Raw genomic sequence first — 21,949 nt, forward strand, 5'->3', positions numbered from 1 at the left:
ACCGGTGTTCCGTCACCTTCGCTCCTCGTGCTCGCCGGGATCCCGACGAGACATCTCGCGAAGGAGATCTCCGTGACAGCGAAGTCCGCAGCCGCGGCAGCAGGAGCCACCGTCCACGGCTACCCGCGCCAGGGCCCGAACCGGGAACTGAAGAAGGCCGTCGAGGGCTACTGGAAGGGCCGCGTCACCGCCGCCGGCCTCCGGCGGACCGCGAAGGACCTGCGCGCCGCCAACTGGCGGCAGCTCGCCGAGACCGGCATCCACGAAGTGCCCACCGGCGACTTCTCCTACTACGACCACATGCTGGACACCAGCGTCATGGTCGGCGCGATCCCGCCACGGCACCGCGCCGCCGTGGCGGCCGACACGCTGGCCGGCTATTTCGCGATGGCCCGCGGCACCCAGGACGTGGCACCGCTGGAGATGACCAAGTGGTTCGACACCAATTACCACTACCTCGTCCCCGAGCTCGGTCCGGACACCGTTTTCGCGGCCGACGCCACCAAGCAGGCCGCCGAGCTCAAGGAAGCCCTCGCGCTGGGGCTCGCCGCCCGGCCCGTACTCGTCGGCCCGGTCACCTACCTCCTGCTGGCCAAGCCCGCCCCGGGCACCGTCGCGGACTTCCAGCCGCTGAGCCTGCTGGAGCGGCTCCTGCCGGTCTACGCCGAACTCCTCGCCGACCTCCGCGCTGCGGGCGCCGAATGGGTCCAGCTGGACGAGCCCGCGCTGGTCCAGGACCGCACCCAGCAGGAGCTGGCCGCTGCCGAGCGGGCCTACCGCGAACTCGGCGGACTCACCGACCGGCCGAAGCTGCTGGTCGCCTCCTACTTCGACCGGCTCGGCGACGCGCTGCCCGTGCTGGCGAAGGCGCCGGTCGACGGCCTCGCGGTCGACTTCACCGAGGCGGCCGCGGCCAACCTCGACGCGCTCGCCGCCGCCGGGGGCCTGCCCGGCAAGCGCCTGGTGGCCGGCGTCGTCAACGGCCGCAACATCTGGATCAACGACCTGGAGAAGTCCCTGACCACCCTGGGCACCCTCCTCGGTCTCGCCGGCCGGGTGGACGTGTCGGCCTCCTGCTCGCTGCTGCACGTGCCGCTGGACGTGCAGGCCGAACGCGACGTCGACCCCGAGGTGCTGCGCTGGCTCAGCTTCGCCCGGCAGAAGACCGCCGAGATCGCCACCCTCGCCAAGGGCCTGGCACAGGGCACCGACGCCATCGGCGCCGAACTGGCCGCAAACCGCGCCGCCCTGGCCTCCCGCACCAACTCCGCACTCACCCACGACCCGGCGGTACGGGCCCGGGCCGCGGCTGTCACCGAGGCCGAGACCCGCCGCTCCCCGTCCTACGCCGATCGCACCTCGGCCCAGCGCGCCCATCTGGGCCTGCCGGTGCTGCCGACCACCACCATCGGCTCCTTCCCGCAGACGACCGAACTGCGCACCGCCCGCGCCGACCTGCGCGCCGGGCGCATCGACACCGACGCCTACGAGGAGCGGATCAGGACCGAGATCCGCGACGTCCTGGCCTTCCAGGAGAAGGCCGGCATCGACGTGCTGGTGCACGGCGAACCCGAACGCAACGACATGGTGCAGTACTTCGCCGAACAGCTCACCGGCTACCTGGCCACCCAGCACGGCTGGGTGCAGTCCTACGGCACCCGCTACGTCCGCCCCCCGATCCTGGCCGGCGACCTCTCCCGCCCCGAGCCGATGACGGTGCGCTGGACGCAGTACGCCCAGTCGCTGACCGAACGCCCCGTCAAGGGCATGCTGACCGGCCCGGTCACCATGCTCGCCTGGTCCTTCGTCCGCGACGACCAGCCCCTCGGGGACACGGCACGCCAGGTCGCCCTCGCGCTGCGCGACGAAGTGGGCGACCTGGAGGCGGCCGGCACCTCGGTCATCCAGGTCGACGAACCCGCACTGCGCGAGACCCTTCCGCTGCGCGCCGCCGACCGCGATGCCTACCTGGCCTGGGCGACCGAGGCGTTCCGCCTCACCACCGCCGGAGTACGGCCCGACACCCAGATCCACACCCACATGTGCTACGCCGAGTTCGGCGACATCGTGCAGGCGATCGACGATCTGGACGCCGACGTCATCAGCCTGGAGGCCGCCCGCTCCCACATGCAGGTCGCCCACGAGCTGGCCGAACACGGCTACCCCCGCGAAGCCGGCCCCGGCGTCTACGACATCCACTCCCCCCGCGTGCCCGGTGCCGAAGAGGCCACAGCCCTGCTCCGCAGGGGTCTCGAAGCCATCCCGCCCGAGCGGCTGTGGGTCAACCCCGACTGCGGCCTCAAGACCCGCGGCTGGCCCGAGACCAGGGCTTCCCTGGAGAACCTGGTCGCCGCCGCACGAACGGTTCGTGCGGAGCTGCCGCACCGCGCGTCCTGATCCCGGTCCGCGGGCCGGAGCGGCCAGGTCGCGGCCGCTCCGGCCCGTGGGCCCGCACATGTCCCGGCGCGCCGCGAGGAGGGGCAGGATGGTCCCGAAGCCGCGAAGAGCGCAGCCGCAGGGCCAGTGCGCACCACAGACGAGGAGTTCCCCCATGACCGCCGAGCAGCGCTCCGTCCTCCGCACCGTCCGCCGGGCTCTCACGAGCGTGCCGGCGCTCCTCTACCTCACGGTGTGCGTGGGCCTGATCGGGTGGGCTGTCGCGGTCACGGCGTGGGACGAGAGCGGGGAGTCCATGGCCGGGGTGATCCCCACGTTCGCGACCCTGCCGCTCAGCCTGATCGTGCTGGCGCTCCCGCTGCCGGACGGACCGTGGGGGTTCGTCCCGCTCCTGCTGGGGTGCGCGCTGGTGAACGCCGTGCTCATCGGCTGGTGCGTACGCGCTCTGACGGGACGGTCCGGCTCCGCTGCGCGTTCCGGCTCCCGGACCTGACCGGGGCGGGTTCCTGTCCACGGCCCGGTCCCCGGCAGGCTCCGGCCCGACACGGCCGGGGACCGTCCGCGGCCGGGCGGGCCGGGGTGCTCAGCTCTCCCAGCGCGCCCGCACCTCCGCGGCCGTCGTGACCGTGGCGACGAGGGCGAGGGTGTGCCGGAGCAGCGCGCGGGTGTAGGCGGCGGGCACCCCGGCGATGGCGTCGGCGGGCACCACGGCGGTGTACCCCAGGTTGACGGCGTCGAAGACGGCGTTGGGTATCGCCACGTTGGCCGAGACGCCGGTGACCACCAGCGACCGCACGCCCGAGTTCCGCAGCAGGGCGTCCACTTCCGTCCCGGCGAGCGGCGAGAGGCCGTGCAGCCGCCGTACGACGAGGTCCTCGTCCGCGACCGGGATCGGTTCGGCGACCCCTACGGCGGGCGAGCCGGTCAACTGCCGTACCGGGAGCCGTTCCGCGGCGCGGAGGAGCCGCGCGTTGCGCCCGGCTCCCCTGCCGTCGGGGCGGCGCTCGGCGACGGCGTGCAGCACCTGGACACCTCTGCGGTGCGCCGCGCCGACCAGCTGGGCGATCCGGTCCAGGGCTCCCGAGCTCCGTGCCTGGTGGGCGAGTTCAGGCAGGGCCGCGTCCTCCCCGACGACGCCCCGCTGGCATTCGACGGTCAGCAGCGCGGTGGTGGCGGGGTCGAGTTGCGCGGTGAGCCGGTCGGGCGCGGACATCCGGGCTCCCTTCCGTTCGGAGCGGCCCGACGTCGCGGGCGCATGGGGTCGGCACGTCCGAGCGTCCGCAGGGTAGGGAGCATTGCGCCCGACGGGAAGAGCCCTCATGCTTTCGCTGACGCACAATCAGACGGCGTGTCGCGGCCCCGGGAGACGGACGGGCAGCTGCGCAGCGGCCCGGAGGGCGGAACGGGATGGCCGAGGACGCAGCACCGCAGCGGCGGGGACGCCGGATCATGATGGACCCCGGGGAGCGGGACGCGTTTCTGCGCACGCAGCGCACCTGCCGGGTCGGCACGGTGAGCCGGCAGGGCGCGCCGCACGTGGGGGCGCTGTGGTTCTGCTGGGACGGCCGGGCGCTGTGGCTGTACTCGCTCACCCGCAGCCGGAGGTGGGCGCAGCTTCGCCAGGACCCCCGGATCGCGGTGCTGGTGGACGACGGCGAGGACTACGGTGAGCTGCGCGGCGTGGAGCTGTCGGGTCGTGCGGAGCCCGTCGGGGAGGTCCCCCGCGGGGGAGCGGCCTGTCCGGAGCTGGCCGAGGCGGAACGGCTGTTCTGCGCCAAGTACTTCGGTCTGCCGCAGATGCCGCACGACGGGCGGCACGCCTGGCTGAGGCTGGTGCCCGCGGCGGTGGTCTCCTGGGACTTCCGCAGGCTGTGATCCGGGCAGCCGGGCGGGACCGCGCCGACGGGTGCGCCGCGTCAGTCGAAGCGCCCTCCACCGGTCGGGCGCAGCGCGGCGGCGACATCGGCGGCGACGCGTTCGATGTCGGCCGGGGAGAGCGGTGAGACGGTCAACCGCAGCCCGGGCGGCGACGCGAGCCGGAACCGGGCGCCCGGGGCCACCGCCCAGCCCGCCTGGAGCAGCCGGGCCACCGGACCGGTCTCGTCCGGCACCGGCACCCACACGTTCATGCCGCTGCGCCCGTGCGCGGCGACGCCCCGGGCGGCGAGCGCGCCGATGAGCGCGGAGCGCCGCGCGCCGTAGGAGCCGGCCACCTGCTCAGTGCGGGTCGCCCCGGTCTCCCACAGGTGTGCGACGGCCCGCTGGAGCAGTTGGCTGACCCAGCCGGGGCCGAGCCGCTGGCGGCCGCGGACCCGGTCGACGGTGAGCGGGTCGCCGGTGAGCACGGCGAGCCGCAGATCGGGGCCGTATGCCTTGGCGGTGGAACGCACCAGGGCCCAGTGGTGCGTGGTGCCCGCGAGCGGATGCAGTGGCAGGTCGACGATGCCGTGGCCGTGGTCGTCCTCGATCAGCAGCGTTTCGGGGCGGGCGGCCAGTACGGCGCGCAGTTCGGCGGCGCGTGCGGCCGGGACGGCGGCGCCGGTCGGGTTCTGGGCGCGGTCGGTGACGAGCACTGCCCGCGCACCCTGTTCCAGGGCCCGCTCCAGGTCGGCGGGGAGCGGCCCGGAGTCGTCGACGGGGACGGGCATCGGGCGCAGCCCCAGTGCGGGTACGAGGTCGAGCAGGCTGCCCCAGCCGGGGTCCTCGACGGCGACCGCGTCCCCGGGGCGCAGATGTGCCGTCAGTACGCGTTCGATGGCGTCGAGGGAGCCGGAGGTGACGGCGAGCGGCCCAGCCGGCACGCCGTCGGCGTCCAGCGCCGCCCGGGCGAGGGAGGCGAAGCCGGGGTCGGTGTCGGGAGCCCCGTAGAGCACGGGAGCGCGTGCCGCGCGGTCGGCGGAAGCGGTGAAGGCGGCGGTGAGCGGGGGCAGCAGCGCGGGGTCGGGGTTGCCCGTGGAGAGGTCGACGCCGCCGGGCGGCGGCTCGACCCGTACGGACTCCCGGGGTGCGGTGGCGGGGCGCTGCCGTACCCGGCTGCCGCGCCGCCCGGCGGTCTCGATGACGCCGCGGTCGCGCAGCGTGCGGTAGGCAGCGGCCACGGTGTTGGGGTTCACGCCGAGCGCGGTGGCCAGTTCCCGCAGGGGCGGCAGCGGGTCGCCGGGCGCGAGCGCGCCGCGGCCGACGCCGCGCTCCACGCTGTCCGCGATCTCCGCTGCGCCCCGGCCTGTGATCCGATAGTCTCCTAGCACAAAATCTATTATGCACTAGTGCAATGAGGAGAATGCCGTGACCGGCTCACAGTCCGAACCGACAGCCGAACCGATGACCGACCCGGCAGCCGAGCCGAAGACGTATCCCCCGACCGCGCGCACCACCGGCACCCGGGCACGCGAGCGGATGGGCTACGACCGGGAGACGGTGCACGCCGTCCTCGACGCGGGCTACCTGTGCCACCTCGGCTTCGTCCGCGACGGAGCGCCCGTCGTGCTGCCCACGCTGTACGCGCGCGTGGGGGAACGGCTGTACGTGCACGGCTCCACGGGGTCCCGCCCGCTGCGGGAGGCCGGACAGGCGGACGCGGGGGTACCGGTGTGCGTGACCGTCACGCACCTGGACGGACTGGTGCTGGCCAAGGCGGCCTTCCACCACTCCGTGAACTACCGCTCCGTGGTGGTGCACGGGCTCGCGTATCCGGTGACCGACCACGAGGAGCGGCTGCTGGCCCTGGACGCGATCGTGGAGAGCGCCGTCCCCGGCCGGGCGGCGGACTCGCGCCGGGCCAACCCCAAGGAACTCGCCGCGACCGCCGTCGTCCACGTGGACCTGTCGGAGGTGTCGGTCAAGTCCCGCAGCGGCGGCCCGGGCGACGAGCCGGAGGACCTCGCTCTGCCGCACTGGAGCGGCGTCGTCCCCGTCTCCCCCGTCCACGGCGCTCCGATACCGGCCGAGGACCTGGCTCCGGACATCCCCGTCCCCGGCTACCTCACCGCACGCTGACGTCCAGTGCCGCGTCCGCGGGACCGCCGGAGCCGGCGACCGGCGGTGCCGCGGCCCGCGGCTTGGGGGTGGAGCGCTGCGCGACGAGAGCGCCCAGCAGCACGAAGGCACCACCGGCCAACTGCACGGCGCTCAGCTGCTCCCCGAGAAGCACCCAGGCGAACACCGTCGCGACGACCGCCTCCAGGCAGGCGACCACACCGGCCACCGGCGGCGAGAGCCGCCGCACCGATACCACTCCGGTCAGATACGCGGTGGCGGTGGCCACCAGCACGATCCAGGCCAGCAGCGCGAGCCCGTGCACCGCGGTGCCGTTCAGCGGAGCACTGTCCGCCAGCACACTCCAGTCGGTGTGCCAGGGCCGGGCCACGACGGTCAGCGCCAGGGCACCGATCAACAGCCCGTAGGCGATGACACCCGCCGGGTCGGCGGGCGGCCGGGCGGCGTGCTCGCCCTCGGCGGCGCTGCCGTGGTCCGAGAGCACGAAGTAGCCCACCTGGCAGCAGGCGGCGCCCAGGGCGAGCAGCAGGCCGAGCCCGTCCAGCCGCAGCCCTGCCCACACCTCGACGACGCAGCTCAGTCCGCCGACGGCCAGCACCATGCCGACGGCGGCGGCCCGGGTCACCGCGCGGCGCTGCACGAACCGCACCCACAGCAGCACCAGCGCTGGGGCCAGGTACTCGATCAGCAGCGCGACACCGACCGGGATGCGGGAGAGCGCGGTGAAGTAGCACGCCTGCACACCCGCGACAGCGAGCAGTCCGAATCCCAGCAGCAGCCAGGGCCGTTCGCGTACCAGCGCCCGGTGCCGCCAGGCCAGCGGCAGCAGCACGAGCGCACCACCGGCCGCCCGCAGCCAGGTGACGTGGAGCGGTTCCATCCCGGCTTCGATGAGCGGTTTGGCCGCTACTCCCGAGCTGCCGAACGCGAAGGCGGAGACCACAGCGAGGGCGAGGCCCGAGGTGGGCGCCCGGGAGGTATCCATGGAGGAGTGGGTGCGCATCGGCGCATCATCTCAAGCACCGACAGGAGTGTCATCCCAGATGCCCCTGACAGTGCCCGATCGGGCAGGACACCTCGCCGAGCGGATCCGGATACCGGACGCCGACGGGCGGAAGGGCAGCTGCGGGCAGGAGACCGGCCGGCCACGGCGATCGCACAGTACCCCTCGGCGGACGGACCGGCGCTCCCCCGGCGGACCGCCGCAGCCTCGGGCGGGAAGCGGTCGGGAGCCCCGGCGGGCGGACCGGAACCGGCGGGCGGCTCACACGTCCGCGGCGACGCCGGCCCGGTCGGCGAGCCGCACGACGTCGACCCCCGCGCGCCGCAGCACCTCAGCACCCCGGCACTCCGGGTCGGCCAGCACACCCGCGAACAGGTCGACGGCCTCGGTCCGCGCATTTCCCAGCCGCCGGGCACGGCGGGCCGCGAGTTCGAGCGCTGCCTGCGCGCTGGGCGACCAGCCGGGCACCCCGCCGGGCTGCTCGCAGACGGCGGGCACCGCTCCGGAGTCCTCCACGGCGCTCTGCCAGCGCAGGCCGTAACCGATGCTTCGCTGGACGAGATAGCCGAGCAGCCTGCCGAGCTGCGCGCCACCGCCGTCCAGCAGCTCCCAGGTGCCGCTGTCGGACTCCAGCAGACTGTGCAGCAGGTGCGCCGTGTCGATCTGCCGGTCCCCGTCACGCGCCGCACGCCGCCGGGCTGTGGCGATCACTTCAACCAGCGCGTCACCGGCCGGCGGGTCGACCAGGGTGTCGATCCCCGCTTCGGCCGAGGCGCTGGGCGGTGTAGGACTGTGCACCGAACCACCACATCACACGCGCCTGTGCAGTTCGTCAGCGTGCCGTGGCATATGCCAGTCCGCCTGCAGGTGTGCACGGACGCCGCCGTCTCCTCCCTGGGAAGGAGACGGCACCCCCGACCCCCTGGGGGTCCGGAGTCGCCGCGGCCGCCCGCCCGGGGTTCAGTCCTCCTCGGCCAGGATCAGATACAGGCTCTTCCTGGCGTCGTTGACCACGCGGAGCGCCTTCTGGCGCTGCTCCTCCGTCCCGGTCGCCCACACCTGCTGGAAGGCGGCCGCCAGCCCTCCGGCCGCGGTGCGCACCTCCTGCAGGGCCTCCCAGTCGGCACCGCGCCCCGCTTCCTCCCAGGGCGCCTCGGCGCCGGCCTCCGCCTCGGCGGTGCCCGCCTCGGTGAGCGAGAAGAGCTTCTTGCCGCCCTCGCTCTCGCTGGCGATCAGCCCCTCGTCCTCCAGCAGCTGCAGCGTCGGGTAGACGGAACCGGGACTGGGCTTCCAGGCGCCGCCACTGCGTTCGACGATCTCCCGGATCATCTCGTAGCCGTGCATGGGGCGGTCCTTGAGCAGCGCCAGGATCGAGGCCCGCACGTCACCGCGCCGCGCCCGGCCCCGGGGACCGCCACGGCCGCGGCCCCCGAACGGACCGCCGCCGAAGGGCGGCCCGAACGGTCCGAAGGCGGCCCGGCCGCGCCCCGACCCGTGGCCACGGCCGCGGCCGTGCCCGTGCGGACCGCAGGGCCCGGCACCGGGCCCCTCGGCGCCGCGGCCGGGTCCCGGACCGTACCGACGGGGAGCCTCGCCCTGCTGCCTTTCGTAGGGATACATCGCTGACTCCTTCGTAACACTTCTTCGACTTTTCGCGATGCCTCGACGATATATCGGAACCGGTCGCATGGCAAGCCTTTCGTCGCGGCGGACGGCCGCGTCGCACGGGCGGACCGGCGGCCCGCCCGCGCAGCACTCTCCGTAAGCTGGGCGCCGGGGGGCGGCAGGCGCTTCCCGCGCCCGGTCAGGAGTCCCCCGCATGCACACCACCGCCGCCCCGGCGAGCCGCGTCCGGATCCCGGCACTCGCCACCGCCCTGCTGCTGTGGGCCGCTCTGAGCGGCTGCGGAGCGGGCCAGGGCGACGACGGCACCCCCGCACCCGGCCGCAGCTCCGCCGCCGCACGCCCGGCGCCGCCGCCCGCGCACGCGGGCTTCGACTACCAGATCGGGGGCGCCTACCCGCCGCCCGACGGGGTGCGTGTGCTCTCCCGGGACCGCGCGCACGACCCCGCACCGGGGCACTACAACGTCTGCTACGTCAACGGCTTCCAGGCCCAGCCCGACGCGCTGGACTGGTGGCAGCGGCACCATCCCGACCTGGTGCTGCGGACCGGGAGCGGGAAGCCGGTGCTGGACACCGACTGGAACGAAGCGCTGCTGGACACCTCCACCGCCGCGCACCGCGAGGAGCTCGCGGGCATCGTCGGACGCTGGATCGACGGCTGCGCCGAGAAGGGGTTCCAGGCGGTCGAAGTGGACAACCTCGACTCCTACGAGCGCTCCGGCGACCGGCTCAGCCGGGCCGACAACGCGGCGTTCGCCGCGCTGCTGACCCGGCAGGCGCACCGGAGCGGACTGGCGGCCGGGCAGAAGAACGCACAGGAACTGCTGCCGCGGCGCACCGCGATGGGCTTCGACTTCGCGGTGACGGAGGAGTGCGGGCAGTACGACGAATGCGACCGCTACGCGGAGGCGTACGACGACCGGGTGCTGGACGTCGAGTACACCGCCGAGGGACTGGCAGCGGCCTGCCGCACGTGGGGCGAGCGGCTGTCGGTCGTACGGCGGGACCTGGACGTCCGTCCCGCGGGCGAGGACGGGCACCGCTACGAGCGGTGCTGATCCGCACACGCCCCGGCGATTCCGGGCCGGACCCCGTCCGCGGTAGCCGTGGTGCGGCCCGCGGCGGGACCGCCGGGGCTGGCGGCCCCGGGCCGGTCGCGCTCGGGCACGGCAGAGGCCCACCGCCCTCCGCCCCGCCGGAGTTCTGCAGGGGCCGCGCCGCCCGGTCGACCGCTTCCGCGCACCCCACCGGCGCTCCCGGTCCACCCGCCGCGCATTGGCCCTGCATCCGCCCGGCTCCGCCCCGTACCGTCCCCCGGCATGAGACTGCGCACCGTCGACGCCTTCGCCGTCCGCCCCTTCACCGGGAATCCCGCCGCCGTCGTACTCCTGGACGCGGCCGCGTTCCCGGACGACCCCCGCCTCCAGGCACTCGCCGCCGAACTGAACCTGTCCGAGACCGCCTACGCACACCCGCTGACCGACGCCGACGACGCCGACTGGGCGTTGCGCTGGTTCACGCCGACGACCGAAGTCGACATGTGCGGACACGCCACGCTCGCCGCCGCCCATGTGCTGGGCGACGACGGCCTGCTGGACGAGGGCGGGCGGGTACGCTTCCGGACCCGCAGCGGCGTCCTGGGCGCCTCGCGCGACGCAGACGGCAGCCTCACCCTGGACTTTCCGACCGCCGCCCCGGTACCCGTCCCGGTCCCGGACAGCGCCCGGGAGGTCTTCGGCGCCGCCCCCCTGGCGGCCTGGGACACCGGCCCGCTGCAGATGCTGGTCCTGGAGTTCGCCGACGAGCGCACGGTGCGCGACCTGGCACCCGACCCCGCAGCGGTCGCCGCCCTCCCCGCCCCGACCGTGGTGGTCACGGCGGCGGCACCGGCCGGCTCCGGGAACCGGGAGCCGGGACACGACTTCGTCTCCCGGGTCTTCGCCCCCGCGCAGGGCCTCCCGGAGGATCCCGTCACCGGCAGTGCGCACACCGCGCTCGCCCCGCTGTGGTCGCAACGGCTCGGCCGCGCCACCCTGACCGGACTTCAGGTGTCGCGGCGCACCGGCGAGGTGCGCACCACGCTGCGCGGCGAGCGCACCCTGCTGACCGGGCGGGCGGTCACCGTGCTGGACGCGGAGCTGCTCACCGGGCTTTGACATCCTCTCCCCGCCGGACCGAAGCCCTGTGGTGAAGCGAATAGCCCCGGTAGCGGTGGGAGCAGCGGCGTCACGAGGCCCGCGCTGCGCGGCTTCAGGGCGTGGGCAGCCAGTCGACCCGCCCCGCGAGCAGCGCGTAGCCGACGAAGGCCACGACGTCGATCAGTGCGTGGGCCGCCACCAGCGGCCCCACGCGGCCCCACCGCCGGTAGAGGAAGGCGAAGACGACGCCCATCGCCAGATTGCCGAAGAATCCTCCGATGCCCTGGTAGAGGTGGTAGGAGCCGCGCAGCACCGCGCTCGTGCCGAGCGCGGCGAGCGGCGACCAGCCGAGCTGGTCGAGCCGGCGCAGCAGGTATCCGACGACGACGACCTCTTCCAGCACCGAGTTCTGCACCGCGGACGCGACCAGCACCGGATACTTCCACCACACGTCCGGCAGCGACTCCGGCTCCACGGTGAGGTTGAACCCCCCGGCCTGGGCCAGCAGATAGAGCCCGATCCCGCAGCCGCCGATGCCCGCGGCCAGAGCGGCGCCCCGGCTCAGGTCGAAGAGGGGTCTGCGGCGGTCGAGGCCCAGCACCCGCAGCCCTCCCGCACCCTCCCGCGCCAGGAGGTGGGCGACCAGGGCGACGGGCACCAGCGCGGTGGCGATCCCGAAGAGCTGCCAGGCCAGGTCGAGCCAGGGCCGTCCGGGCGCCTGCGAGGAGTTGAGCCGGGCCGCCTGGTCGGCCAGCCCGCCCGGCCGCGTCAGCGCGCCGACAAAACTGATCAACGAGGAGACGGCGCTGGCTCCCAGCGAGAGCGCGAGGACGAGCAGCAGTTCGGTGCCGAGCACCTGCCGCGGCAGCCCACCCGCGGGGGCGGGCCGCGGCTCCTCAGGCACCTGTGCGCGCACGCGAACCTCCCGTTGCCGACGCCGGATCCATCCTTGTCCCTCCTGTCGCACCACCGGCGGCTCCGCCACCGCCCCGGCGCGCCGCGACCGCACCGTCGGCGGCCGGGCCTCATGGCGCCGTCCGCGGGCCGCGCCGGGGCACGGCAGCGGGAAGCGGCGCGCGCAGCGGCCGGAGGGACGAGGCGCCCCGGGGGGCGGCGCCGCCCTCCGCCGTTGCGGCAGGGCACCTGCCGGGCGTACTCCGGTGCGCTGCCACGTCACAGCTTGCCCGACGGCCGGGGCGGGTCCGGTGTGCGGGGGCCCTGCGCACCGGTACGGACGACGCGACCGGGCCCGCGCCGGGTGCGGCGCGGGCCCGGTGGGCCCGGAGGCCCGGTGAGGCGGGGTGCTGTCGGGGCGAGGTGTCGGGACGGGTGCCGTCGGGTCCGGGGACCCGTGCCGGACTCGGCGCGCGCACGACGGGCCCGCTGCGGTTGCCGCGCCCGCGCCGGGCACGGCAACCGAGCTACGGCCCGTTCTCCCAGGTGTGGACGGCCGCTCCGGACGCAGCCCGGTCGCAGTAGCCGCGGGCCATCGCGGCCAGCGCCTTCTCCCGGTCCAGGCCGGACTCCAGCGCGCGGTGGTACGCGGCCGCCTGCCAGGAGGCCCCGTTGACGCGCAGCCGGCAGCGCTCCTCGATCACCGAGAGATAGCGGTCGCGGTCGGCCGGCTCCACGCCCCACGCATCGAGCCCCGCGGCGGCCAGGGGCAGCAACTCGTCGCGCACCAGCCGGACGGCGGGCTGCCGGCGCAGTCCGGTGCCCCGGCCCGAGCGCGGCCACCACAGCTCGGCCTCGATCCCGTACCGGCACGCCGCGTCGAAGTTCCGTTCGGCGTACTCGAACGGCAGCCGGTTCCAGACCGGTCGCGGCTCGTCGGCCAGCGCGCGCACCAGCCCGTAGTAGAACGCGGTGTTGGCCAGCACGTCGGTCACCGTCGGTCCGGCGGGCAGCACCCGGTTCTCCACCCGCAGGTGCGGGGCACCGTCCACGACCCCGTAGACCGGCCGGTTCCAGCGGTAGATCGTGCCGTTGTGCAGCGTCAGCTCCGACAGGGCCGGCACCCCGCCGGAGGCGAGCACGCGTGGGGGGTCCTCCTCGTCGCAGATGGGCAGCAGGGCGGGGAAGTAGCGCAGGTTCTCCTCGAACAGGTCGTACGCGGAGGAGATCCAGCGTTCCCCGAACCAGGTGCGCGGGCGGACGCCTTGGGCGATCAACTCGGGCGGGCGGGTGTCAGTCGCCTGGACGAAGAGCGGCACCCGGGACTCGCGCAGCAGTTCACGCCCGAACAGGAAGGGCGAGTTCGCCCCCATGGCGACCTGCGCGGCGCTGACGGCCTGCGCCGCGTTCCACACGTCCGCGAACCGTCCGGGCGTCACCTGAAGGTGGAGCTGCACCGAGGTGCAGGCGGACTCCGGCGCTATCGACTCGGACGTGCTCACCAGGTGCTCGACCCCCTCGATGTCGAGCGCCACCTCCTCGCCGCGCGCGGCCATGATCTGGTCGTTGAGCAGCCGGTAGCGGTCGTCCTCGGTGAGGTTGGCCAGCGTCAGGTCGCGCGCCGTGAGGGTCGGCAGGGTGCCGATCATGACGATCCGCGCATCCACTTCGCGGGCCTGCCGGTCCGCGTACGCCAGCCCGGTGCGGAGTTCCTCGGCAAGCTGATCGAGAACTCTCCCGGAGAGCGCGTGCGGCACAATGTTCACTTCGAGATTGAACTGCCCCAGTTCTGTCTGGAAATCCGAGCTCGCGATGCGCTGGAGTACCTCGGCATTCACCATGAGGGGCTGCCCCTGGACGTCCGCGAGATTGAGTTCGATCTCCAGTCCCATGAGATTCCTGGGACGATCGAACCGCTTCTCCTCCAGGAGCTGCCACAGTCCCCGCAGACATGTGTGCAGCTTCTCCCGGTACCGCCGTCGATCGGACAGGTCGAACCTGTCGGCGACGACTTTCTCTCCCATCGGAGACTTCCTCCCTGCTGGTGGACGCTTCCGGAGGTCCCGGCCGAGCGTGCACCGATGATGCCCTGCCGCGCCACGGATAACGCCTGGCAGGGCTGACGCGGCGGGGAACTGCCGCTACGCTGGCCGAGGCCCGGCGGCACATTCCCTCGGCATACGGCGGTGTCCAGCTCACGCGGCACAGCTCTCGTCATAAACACCGACGACATCAGGCCGACCGCGTTTCGCCCGGAATCCGAGGTCAACCGCGCAGTGTCGGTACCAGCGCAGGTGAAAAGTCCGCCGATTCGTCCCGTTACAGCCTTACGGGAAACAGTGGGGCACGTTAGCGGAAACACTACTCGAACACATCTCGTATAAACTGCGCGAACGAGGCAGAGACTTGGCGATCCCGGCCGCCCCGGTCGACCCCTCCCAGCCGCGCCTGCGGCCATCTCCGCGCCGACACCGCCGTCGCGCCCCTGCCAGCACCATGTGTCTCCCAAGAGAGGCGACCCGCCATGCCGCTGCACGTACTCTCGGCCCCTGCCCCCGCCCTGCGCAGTGTCCTGACCGCCCTCGGCTCTCCCAGCGCGGTACGGGGCTCCCGGGCACCGCTCGCCCTGCGCACGGCGCAGGGCCCGCCGCGCCCCGAACTCCCGCTTCCCGCCTACGAGATGGTGCGCGTGGCGCCGGACGGCGCCGGGCACGCCACCGCCCCGGCCGCGGTGACCCCGCGCACCCGGCTGACCGGCTGGCGCTTCCTGCTGGCCGACGGGGGCACCGACGGCGAGGGCGGCCACGGCTCCGCGTTCGTCGGCACCGCCGAGGCCGTGCCGACCGCGGACGGCTGGACCTTCGGCCAGTTCCGGCAGGGCCCCTACGTCCTCTCGACGGTCCGCGCGCTGCGCCAGGCCGAGATACTGCCGACGCCCTACCAGCCGCGCCTGCTGTCGGTGCCGGAGCTCTACATGCTGACCCTGTGGCTGCACGCAGACATCGACGGTGATCCGCACGACGGCGTGCCGGACCCGGCCGATCTGCTGATCCCACTGGCTCCGGCGCCGCCCGGTATCGCCCCGCACACCGCGCACCGCGTGGACGCGCTGCTGCCCGTGCTGACCCGCAGACTCGGACCGGCGCCGGCGCCGGCTCCGGCTCCCGGGGCGGGCTCCGGTACCGCACCGCTGCTGCGTACGCCCGCGTGAGACGGCGTCTGCCTGCGGAAACCGCCGGTTCCGCTGCGCGCCCCTCCGAATGGGCTAGTCTTCGCGTCAGCCCGAACCCCCCGAATTGACGGTGCAGTTGGGCGCAACCGCCTGCCCGGGTGACGCGTCTGTGCGGTTGGGTACGAGCTGACGCGAAATCCCTGCGAATCCGCGTCGGCAGCGGAACACTGGGAGACGGACCGGAACGTACGCACGTACGGGGTGACGGGGGATCGGTCATGCACAACAGGAACCGCAGGACAGACGCCACAACACGACGGAAGACGACACCGACAATGTGCCAGCACCAGCCACCGTGCCCGACAGCGGACTCAGCCGACAGGGAGGCCGCGCAAGCCGTGGTCCACCACCCGGAGCAGGGCTGGAGCCTGCTCTGCAACGGAGTGCTCCTCTTCGAGGACACGGGAGAGCTGCTGCCGGACGGCCGGATCATCGCTCCGCACAAGCCGCTGGGCACGCACCACGTCATCACCGCCGCCTGACAGACGGCTCGCACGTCCGGCAGAACCGCACCGGATGTCACGGGGCGCCGACGACGGCCGCACGACGCACCACTCACGGCGATTCCGCACAACACCGCACGACGCAGGGCCGGCACGGCATCCGCCGTACCGGCCCTGAATCCGTCGTCCCGCAAGCCGTCGGCCCGCGGAGCCGCGCCGTGCAGCCGATGTCGCTACCCGGCGTCGTACTCCGCGATCGGCGGGCAGGAGCAGACCAGGTTGCGGTCCCCGTACGCGCCGTCGATCCGGCGCACCGGCGGCCAGTACTTGTCACCCGCGTGCACACCGGCGGGGAAGACCGCCTCCTCACGGCCGTACCCCTGCTGCCACTCACGGCCCAGCATGGCGGCGGTGTGCGGGGCGTTGCGCAACGGGTTGTCCTCCGCGTCCCACTCCCCCGTACCGACCTTCTCGATCTCCGCACGAATGGCGATCATCGCCTCGCAGAACCGGTCGACCTCGTTCAGGTCCTCGCTCTCCGTCGGCTCGATCATCAGCGTCCCGGCCACGGGGAAGGACATCGTCGGCGCGTGGAACCCGTAGTCGATCAGCCGCTTGGCGACGTCGTCGATGCTCACTCCGGTCTGCTTGGTCAGCGGGCGCACGTCGATGATGCACTCGTGCGCCACCAGTCCGTGGGGTCCCGCGTAGAGCACCGGATAGTGCGGCTCCAGCCGCTTGGCGATGTAGTTGGCGCTCAGCACCGCCACCTGGGTGGCCCTGCGCAGCCCCTCGGCCCCCATCAGCCGGACGTACGCCCAGGAGATGGGCAGGATGCCGGCCGATCCCCACGGCGCCCCGGAGACCGGGCCGATCCCCGTCGCGGGCCCCGCGGCGGGCTGCAGCGGGTGGTTGGGCAGATACGGGGCCAGGTGCGCACGCACCCCGATCGGACCGACGCCGGGGCCGCCCCCGCCGTGCGGGATGCAGAACGTCTTGTGCAGGTTCAGGTGCGAGACGTCGGCGCCGAAGCGCCCCGGCCTCGCCAGCCCCAGCAGCGCGTTCAGGTTGGCGCCGTCCACGTACACCTGGCCGCCCGCGTCGTGCACGGCTGCGCAGACCTCGGTGATGTGTTCCTCGAACACTCCGTGCGTGGACGGGTAGGTGACCATCAGAACGGCCAGCTCGTCGCCGTACTGCTCGATCTTGGCATGCAGGTCGGCCACGTCCACGTCGCCGTTGTCGCTGGTCTTGACGACCACGACCGTCATCCCCGCCATCACCGCGCTGGCCGCGTTGGTGCCGTGCGCCGATGAAGGGATGAGGCAGACGGTGCGCCCGGGCTCGCCGTTGGCACGATGGTAGGCGCGGACCGCCAGCAGCCCGGCCAGTTCACCCTGCGAGCCCGCGTTGGGCTGGAGGGAGACCTTGTCGTAGCCGGTGACCTCGGCCAGCCGCTCCTCCAGCTCGCGGATCAGCGTCAGATACCCCTCGGCCTGCTCCGCGGGCGCGAAGGGGTGCAGCGCGCCGAACTCCGGCCAGGTGACCGGCTCCATCTCCGTGGTGGCGTTGAGCTTCATCGTGCAGGACCCCAGCGGGATCATGCCGCGGTCCAGCGCGTAGTCCCGGTCGGCCAGCCGGCGCAGGTAGCGCAGCATCGCGGTCTCGGAGCGGTGCTCGTGGAAGGCCGGGTGGGTGAGGTACTCGTCGGTACGCAGCAGGTCGGCCGGGAGCGCGTCGCCGGTGGCCGCGTCCAGCTCGTCGAGGTCGGCCTGCGCAGCCGCGACACCGAACGCCTGCCACACGGTGGTGAGCTGGTCCCGGCCCGTGGTCTCGTCGCAGGCGACGCCGACGTGGTCGGCGTCCACCAGCCGCAGATTGACCCCCGCCTCACGGGCCCGCTCGGTGACCTGGGCGGCCTGGCCCGGGACGCGCGCGGTGACGGTGTCGAAGAAGCTGTCGTGGACGATCTCGACCCCGCCGTCCCGCAGCCCGGCCGCGAGCAGTGCCGCGTACCGGTGGGTGCGGCGGGCGATCGCCGCCAGCCCGTCCGGACCGTGGTACGCGGCGTACATCCCGGCCATCACCGCCAGCAGCACCTGCGCGGTGCAGATGTTGCTGGTGGCCTTCTCCCGCCGGATGTGCTGTTCACGGGTCTGCAGGGCGAGGCGGTACGCCTGCTCTCCGTCCACGTCCTTGGAGACCCCGACGAGCCGCCCGGGCAGGCTGCGGGCGAACTGCTCGCGGACGGACATGTAGCCCGCGTGCGGTCCGCCGAAGCCCATCGGCACCCCGAACCGCTGGCTGGAGCCGACGGCGATGTCCGCGCCCAGCTCGCCGGGGGAGGTCAGCAGCGTCAGCGCCAGCAGGTCGGCGGCGACGGTGACCACCGCGCCGAGTTCGTGCGCCTGCTCGACGGTGCGGCGCTGGTCGCGTATCGCTCCGGAGGCGCCCGGGTACTGGAGCAGCACCCCGAAGATCCCCCGCTCGGTGAGCCCCGCGGGGATGCCCTCGGCCAGGTCGGCGACCACGATCTCCACACCGGTCGGCTCGGCGCGGGTACGCAGCACCGCCACGGTCTGCGGCAGGCAGTCGGCGTCGACCAGGAACACGCCGCCGCCCCGCTTGCCGGCCTTGCCGACCCGGCGGGAGAGGGCCATCGCCTCGGCGGCGGCCGTGGGCTCGTCCAGCAGCGAGGCACCGGCGGTGGGCAGCCCGGTCAGGTCGGAGACGACGGTCTGGAAGTTGAGCAGCGCCTCCAGCCGGCCCTGCGAGATCTCCGGCTGGTAGGGGGTGTAGGCCGTGTACCAGGCGGGGTTCTCCATGACGTTGCGCAGGATCACCGGCGGCGTGAAGGTGCCGTAGTAGCCCAGGCCGATCATGGAGTGCAGGACCTGGTTGCGCCGCGCGAGGGTGTGCAGTTCGGCCAGCACGTCGGCCTCGCTCCGCGCGTCGGGGAGCTTCAGCCGCTCGGTGCTCCGGATCACCTCGGGCACGGCCGCGCCGGTCAGCTCGTCGAGCGACCCGTAACCGACCTGGGCGAGCATCTTGGCCTGGGCACCGGCGTCGGGTCCGATGTGGCGACTCTCGAAGGGGATGCCGCTCTCCAGCGCCGAGAGCGGGGTGCGAGGGGAAGTCATCTGCGGGGGCCTCCTGGTCTGTGCGACCTGCGAGGGGCACCTTCCACGGGTGCCCGGACGGCCTCCCCCTCTGTCATCTGACCTGAGAGTTTCACCGAGCCACGTGCCGGACGCTCGGCTTACACCGTCGGTGAGGGAGGGCTTCGGTGTGCTGGTCCGGGCCCGCCCTGCTTTCCAGAGTGACCTCGTCCGCACGGTACGTGAGCCTGAGAGATTCCGGGGAGGAGTTGCTCCTTCGGCGCCTCCGGAAACTGCACCGGAGGACTCTCCCGCACGGGGTCGACAGCCACCTCGAGAGTATCAGCGCCCCCTGGCGTGGTAACCCGGCGTGCGCCCGAGTGGCCAATAGTCGAAAAGTGCCGTTTCGTGGTGAGTACGCGCAGAAACAGCGCGTCGCGACCTGGTGGAGGCGCCCCGTGCAGACCGGAACAGATCCGCGAAGCCTGATCGGCCGCAAGGCGTTCGACCGTGCAGGAACCAAGATCGGCACCGTGGACGAGGTGTATCTCGACGACGCCACAGGCGACCCGGAATGGGCCGCGCTGCGCACGGGCCTCTTCAGCCGTGACGCCTTCGTCCCGCTGGAGCCCTCCGACCTGGACGAGAGGGGGCTGAGGGTCCCGTTCGAGCGGGCTCTGATCAAGAGCGCCCCCGACTTCGGCGTCGGCCGCCACCTCTCCCCCCAGCAGGAGCTGGAGCTCTACCGCCACTACGGCCTCGACGTGCCCGTCGGCGGGGAGGCGTCTCCGTCGGCGGACCGGGATTTCGGGCGGATAGCCGGCGCCGGGGACTGATCAGCGGCGAGGCCGGCGACACCCGCGCCCAGCATGACCGGTTCGGCGGTCTCCAGTTGCGGATCGTCGACGGAGAAGGTGCGCACCCGGCCGGGTGCCGAGTCCGGCTCCTCGAACCGTACGGTGACCTTCCCGACGCCGCTGCCCTGCACCCAGCCCCGCCCGTGGACGGCATGGCGCACATCCCGGCCGGGGATCCAGCGCCGGTCCGCGGGCACCGCCGCGCCCGGTTCCTCGACGGCGGCCGCCTCTCCGGCCCCCGGGACCGCCCCAGACCGCTCCCCGGCGTCCCGCCCGGGCCCCGCCGGGCCGCCTGCCCCGGTCTCCGTACCGGCCTCATGGGCGGCGGCGGGCCCCTGGGCCGCCTGGGCCTGCGCGAACAGGTCCTCCTGGGTGAAGTCGGCGAGCCCGCTGACGCCCACGCCGAGCAGCCGCACGCCGGCCGTGGTGTCCACCCCGTCCAGCAGCCGCAGCGCCGCCTCGCGTACGACACCGACGTCATCGGTGGGGCCCCGGAGCGTCTCGGATCTGGTGAGGGTGGAGAAGTCGTAGCTGCGCACCTTGATGACGACCGTGCGGCCGGACCGCCCCGCCGCGCGCAGGCGCGTCACACAGCGCCCGGCCAGCCGCTCCACCTCCAGCCGGACCCGGGTGCGGTCGGTGAGGTCGACGTCGTAGGTGTCCTCCACGGAGACCGACTTGGCGTCCCGTTCGGCCACCACCGGGCGGTCGTCGACCCCGTGCGCCATCGCGTGGACCGACGTGCCGTGCGCCTTTCCGAGCAGCCGCAGCAGTTCGTCCTCCCCGGCCTCCACGATCTCGCCCACGGTGCTGATCCCCGCCCTGCGCAGCACCTCCGCGGTGGCCGGCCCGACCCCGGGCAGGGTCCGCACCGGCAGCGGTGCCAGCATCCCGCGCTCGGTGCCCACCGGGATGAGCACCAGCCCGTCCGGTTTCGCCTGCTCCGAGGCGATCTTCGCCAGCATCTTGGACCCCGCGAGCCCCACCGAGCCGGTCAGCCCCGTCGCTGTCGCGATGTCCCGCCGCAGCCGCTCACCGACCTCACGCGCCCCTTCAGCGCCACCCTGCGTCCCTTCCAGGGCCTCTCCGGCCTCCAGGTCCACGAACGCCTCGTCGAGGCTCAGCGGCTCCACCAGGGGCGAGAGGGCGTGCAGCAGCTCCATCACCACGTCGCTGACCGCGCGGTAGAGCCCGAACCTGGCGCCCAGATACGCCGCGTTCGGCGCCAGCCGCCGCGCCTGCGCCGTGGGCATCGCGGAGTGCACCCCGAAGCGCCGGGCCTCGTAGGACGCGGTGGAGACCACCCCGCGGGGCCCGAGACCGCCGACCACCACCGGCTTCCCGCGCAGGCTGGGCTTGGACGCCTGCTCCACCGCGGCGAAGAAGGCGTCCATGTCCAGATGCAGGATGGTCGGCTGGGTCCTCACACCCCCCGATGCTGCCGTACGCCACTGACACTACGCGGCCGCGGCGTGCCCGGCGGCTGCGCCGAGCGGAGGCGGAAGCGCTAACCGGCGCGGTTGCGGCGCCGGGCGAGCTCGTCCTCGGGGTGGTCCCGCACGAGCGTCTCACCGGTGTCGACACGCTCCCCGTGCAGACGGGAGAGCGCGCCCTCGACGTCCTTCCAGACGACGCCGACGGCGATTCCGAAGACGCCCTGGCCGCCCTGCAGGAGATCGACGACCTCGTCGGGTGAGGAGCACTCGTAGACCGTGGCCCCGTCGCTCATCAGCGTCATCCGCGCCAGGTCGGTGCGGCCTCCGGAACGCAGATGCCGGACGGCCGCGCGGATGTTCTGCAGCGAGACACCGGTGTCCAGCAACCGTTTGACGATCTTGAGGACGACGATGTCCCGGAAGCTGTAGAGCCGCTGGCTGCCCGAGCCGTAGGCGGGGCGGATACTGGGCTCGACCAGCCCGGTCCGGGCCCAGTAGTCGAGTTGCCGGTAGGTGATCCCGGCCGCCGAGCAGGCGGTGGGGCCGCGGTAGCCGACCTGCTCCGAGGGAGCGTCGCCGCCCGGGCCGACGGCACCTGCCGGGGAGGATGCGGGGCACGGCCGCCCCGGGGGCGCCTCCTGGCCGGAGGCCGGAATCGGGCCGCCGAGTAGGGACGAGTCGCCAGCCGCCGTACCTTCGCCGCCGGTGCTTGTCACGCCGACCTCCGTCCTTCACATCCCGGGTCACCCCCGGAACCTGCCCACATGAAGGTAGGCAGTCACTCCGAGTGCGTCAATGATCGCCACACTCGGCACGGCGAGTGATAGTGC

At 73.5% G+C, this 21,949-nt stretch carries 19 protein-coding genes and 1 riboswitch; of the genes, 9 read left to right on the forward strand and 10 right to left on the reverse strand.

Annotated features, from left to right (window positions below; translation table 11 throughout):
- The first annotated feature begins 72 nt into the window (after positions 1-72).
- Entirely contained in the window at positions 73-2,397 is a 2,325-nt protein-coding gene (gene metE, locus ACFYNS_RS02515) for a 5-methyltetrahydropteroyltriglutamate--homocysteine S-methyltransferase (protein WP_388600234.1), read from the forward strand.
- 154 nt (positions 2,398-2,551) lie between these two features.
- Positions 2,552-2,890 (forward strand): SCO4225 family membrane protein, encoded by a 339-nt coding sequence (locus tag ACFYNS_RS02520; RefSeq protein WP_360298376.1) that lies wholly within the window; start codon positions 2,552-2,554, stop codon positions 2,888-2,890.
- 90 nt (positions 2,891-2,980) lie between these two features.
- On the opposite strand, the gene ACFYNS_RS02525 is transcribed toward ACFYNS_RS02520, so the two are convergent.
- Positions 2,981-3,610: a cysteine hydrolase gene (locus tag ACFYNS_RS02525; protein ID WP_360298373.1), complete on the reverse strand. Its 630-nt coding sequence runs from the start codon at positions 3,608-3,610 to the stop codon at positions 2,981-2,983.
- Positions 3,611-3,804: 194 nt separating this feature from the next.
- Between ACFYNS_RS02525 and ACFYNS_RS02530 the strand changes: the two genes are divergently transcribed.
- Positions 3,805-4,272, forward strand: a complete 468-nt coding sequence (locus ACFYNS_RS02530; protein ID WP_360298370.1) for a pyridoxamine 5'-phosphate oxidase family protein — start codon at positions 3,805-3,807, stop codon at positions 4,270-4,272.
- A gap of 41 nt (positions 4,273-4,313) precedes the next feature.
- Here ACFYNS_RS02530 and ACFYNS_RS02535 read toward each other — a convergent pair whose 3' ends face one another.
- Positions 4,314-5,645, reverse strand: coding sequence for an aminotransferase class I/II-fold pyridoxal phosphate-dependent enzyme (locus tag ACFYNS_RS02535; protein WP_388600239.1), 1,332 nt, complete (start codon positions 5,643-5,645; stop codon positions 4,314-4,316).
- Between the two features lie 73 nt (positions 5,646-5,718).
- Between ACFYNS_RS02535 and ACFYNS_RS02540 the strand changes: the two genes are divergently transcribed.
- Positions 5,719-6,393 carry a pyridoxamine 5'-phosphate oxidase family protein gene (locus ACFYNS_RS02540; RefSeq protein WP_388600295.1) on the forward strand — a complete coding sequence of 225 codons (675 nt, stop codon included), beginning with the start codon at positions 5,719-5,721 and terminating at the stop codon, positions 6,391-6,393.
- On the opposite strand, the gene ACFYNS_RS02545 is transcribed toward ACFYNS_RS02540, so the two are convergent.
- From ACFYNS_RS02545 to ACFYNS_RS02555, 3 genes are all read right to left on the reverse strand, one after another.
- Positions 6,380-7,396, reverse strand: coding sequence for a DMT family transporter (locus ACFYNS_RS02545; protein ID WP_388600242.1), 1,017 nt, complete (start codon positions 7,394-7,396; stop codon positions 6,380-6,382). The genes ACFYNS_RS02540 and ACFYNS_RS02545 overlap by 14 nt on opposite strands.
- A gap of 261 nt (positions 7,397-7,657) precedes the next feature.
- On the reverse strand, positions 7,658-8,194 hold the full coding sequence (locus ACFYNS_RS02550; RefSeq protein WP_388600245.1) for a Clp protease N-terminal domain-containing protein: 537 nt from the start codon (positions 8,192-8,194) through the stop codon (positions 7,658-7,660).
- A 162-nt stretch (positions 8,195-8,356) separates the two neighbouring features.
- Positions 8,357-9,016: a PadR family transcriptional regulator gene (locus tag ACFYNS_RS02555; protein ID WP_388600247.1), complete on the reverse strand. Its 660-nt coding sequence runs from the start codon at positions 9,014-9,016 to the stop codon at positions 8,357-8,359.
- A 199-nt stretch (positions 9,017-9,215) separates the two neighbouring features.
- Between ACFYNS_RS02555 and ACFYNS_RS02560 the strand changes: the two genes are divergently transcribed.
- Together ACFYNS_RS02560 and ACFYNS_RS02565 are read left to right on the forward strand one after the other, a co-directional pair.
- A complete protein-coding gene (locus ACFYNS_RS02560; protein WP_360303626.1) occupies positions 9,216-10,079 on the forward strand; it encodes an endo alpha-1,4 polygalactosaminidase in 864 nt (287 codons plus the stop codon).
- A 261-nt stretch (positions 10,080-10,340) separates the two neighbouring features.
- Positions 10,341-11,177 carry a PhzF family phenazine biosynthesis protein gene (locus tag ACFYNS_RS02565; protein WP_388600250.1) on the forward strand — a complete coding sequence of 279 codons (837 nt, stop codon included), beginning with the start codon at positions 10,341-10,343 and terminating at the stop codon, positions 11,175-11,177.
- A gap of 94 nt (positions 11,178-11,271) precedes the next feature.
- On the opposite strand, the gene ACFYNS_RS02570 is transcribed toward ACFYNS_RS02565, so the two are convergent.
- Together ACFYNS_RS02570 and ACFYNS_RS02575 are read right to left on the reverse strand one after the other, a co-directional pair.
- Positions 11,272-12,075: a CPBP family intramembrane glutamic endopeptidase gene (locus tag ACFYNS_RS02570; RefSeq protein WP_360303630.1), complete on the reverse strand. Its 804-nt coding sequence runs from the start codon at positions 12,073-12,075 to the stop codon at positions 11,272-11,274.
- A gap of 505 nt (positions 12,076-12,580) precedes the next feature.
- Positions 12,581-14,077: a glutamate--cysteine ligase gene (locus tag ACFYNS_RS02575; protein ID WP_388600251.1), complete on the reverse strand. Its 1,497-nt coding sequence runs from the start codon at positions 14,075-14,077 to the stop codon at positions 12,581-12,583.
- Between the two features lie 500 nt (positions 14,078-14,577).
- Between ACFYNS_RS02575 and ACFYNS_RS02580 the strand changes: the two genes are divergently transcribed.
- Together ACFYNS_RS02580 and ACFYNS_RS02585 are read left to right on the forward strand one after the other, a co-directional pair.
- Positions 14,578-15,264, forward strand: a complete 687-nt coding sequence (locus ACFYNS_RS02580; RefSeq protein WP_388600253.1) for a hypothetical protein — start codon at positions 14,578-14,580, stop codon at positions 15,262-15,264.
- A gap of 296 nt (positions 15,265-15,560) precedes the next feature.
- Positions 15,561-15,767, forward strand: a complete 207-nt coding sequence (locus ACFYNS_RS02585; protein ID WP_388600255.1) for a DUF5999 family protein — start codon at positions 15,561-15,563, stop codon at positions 15,765-15,767.
- Positions 15,768-15,961: 194 nt separating this feature from the next.
- Here ACFYNS_RS02585 and gcvP read toward each other — a convergent pair whose 3' ends face one another.
- Positions 15,962-18,868: an aminomethyl-transferring glycine dehydrogenase gene (gene gcvP / locus ACFYNS_RS02590; protein WP_388600258.1), complete on the reverse strand. Its 2,907-nt coding sequence runs from the start codon at positions 18,866-18,868 to the stop codon at positions 15,962-15,964.
- 184 nt (positions 18,869-19,052) lie between these two features.
- Positions 19,053-19,150, reverse strand: a riboswitch (glycine riboswitch).
- A 134-nt stretch (positions 19,151-19,284) separates the two neighbouring features.
- On the opposite strand from gcvP, the gene ACFYNS_RS02595 reads away from it, so the two are divergent.
- Positions 19,285-19,662: a PRC-barrel domain-containing protein gene (locus ACFYNS_RS02595; protein WP_360298438.1), complete on the forward strand. Its 378-nt coding sequence runs from the start codon at positions 19,285-19,287 to the stop codon at positions 19,660-19,662.
- Here the strand turns inward: ACFYNS_RS02595 and ACFYNS_RS02600 are convergent.
- Both ACFYNS_RS02600 and ACFYNS_RS02605 read right to left on the reverse strand, forming a co-directional pair.
- Positions 19,578-21,110, reverse strand: a complete 1,533-nt coding sequence (locus tag ACFYNS_RS02600; RefSeq protein ID WP_360298435.1) for a DNA polymerase IV — start codon at positions 21,108-21,110, stop codon at positions 19,578-19,580. The two genes, ACFYNS_RS02595 and ACFYNS_RS02600, sit on opposite strands and share 85 nt — an antisense overlap.
- 80 nt (positions 21,111-21,190) lie before the next feature.
- Positions 21,191-21,835 carry a MerR family transcriptional regulator gene (locus ACFYNS_RS02605; RefSeq protein WP_360298432.1) on the reverse strand — a complete coding sequence of 215 codons (645 nt, stop codon included), beginning with the start codon at positions 21,833-21,835 and terminating at the stop codon, positions 21,191-21,193.
- Positions 21,836-21,949: the final 114 nt, after the last annotated feature.

The organism is Streptomyces sp. NPDC006925, from assembly GCF_042869575.1.
In the GTDB taxonomy this organism is placed as follows: domain Bacteria; phylum Actinomycetota; class Actinomycetes; order Streptomycetales; family Streptomycetaceae; genus Streptomyces.

What these genes read in the sequence shown, in the direction of transcription:
- ACFYNS_RS02520 (WP_360298376.1), top strand. Translation starts at nt 2,552, where the DNA reads ATGACCGCCGAGCAGCGCTCCGTCCTCCGCACCGTCCGCCGGGCTCTC.
- ACFYNS_RS02525 (WP_360298373.1), bottom strand. Translation starts at nt 3,610, where the DNA reads ATGTCCGCGCCCGACCGGCTCACCGCGCAACTCGACCCCGCCACCACC.
- ACFYNS_RS02530 (WP_360298370.1), top strand. Translation starts at nt 3,805, where the DNA reads ATGGCCGAGGACGCAGCACCGCAGCGGCGGGGACGCCGGATCATGATG.
- ACFYNS_RS02540 (WP_388600295.1), top strand. Translation starts at nt 5,719, where the DNA reads ATGACCGACCCGGCAGCCGAGCCGAAGACGTATCCCCCGACCGCGCGC.
- ACFYNS_RS02545 (WP_388600242.1), bottom strand. Translation starts at nt 7,396, where the DNA reads ATGCGCACCCACTCCTCCATGGATACCTCCCGGGCGCCCACCTCGGGC.
- ACFYNS_RS02555 (WP_388600247.1), bottom strand. Translation starts at nt 9,016, where the DNA reads ATGTATCCCTACGAAAGGCAGCAGGGCGAGGCTCCCCGTCGGTACGGT.
- ACFYNS_RS02560 (WP_360303626.1), top strand. Translation starts at nt 9,216, where the DNA reads ATGCACACCACCGCCGCCCCGGCGAGCCGCGTCCGGATCCCGGCACTC.
- ACFYNS_RS02565 (WP_388600250.1), top strand. Translation starts at nt 10,341, where the DNA reads ATGAGACTGCGCACCGTCGACGCCTTCGCCGTCCGCCCCTTCACCGGG.
- ACFYNS_RS02575 (WP_388600251.1), bottom strand. Translation starts at nt 14,077, where the DNA reads ATGGGAGAGAAAGTCGTCGCCGACAGGTTCGACCTGTCCGATCGACGG.
- ACFYNS_RS02580 (WP_388600253.1), top strand. Translation starts at nt 14,578, where the DNA reads ATGCCGCTGCACGTACTCTCGGCCCCTGCCCCCGCCCTGCGCAGTGTC.
- ACFYNS_RS02585 (WP_388600255.1), top strand. Translation starts at nt 15,561, where the DNA reads ATGTGCCAGCACCAGCCACCGTGCCCGACAGCGGACTCAGCCGACAGG.
- gcvP (WP_388600258.1), bottom strand. Translation starts at nt 18,868, where the DNA reads ATGACTTCCCCTCGCACCCCGCTCTCGGCGCTGGAGAGCGGCATCCCC.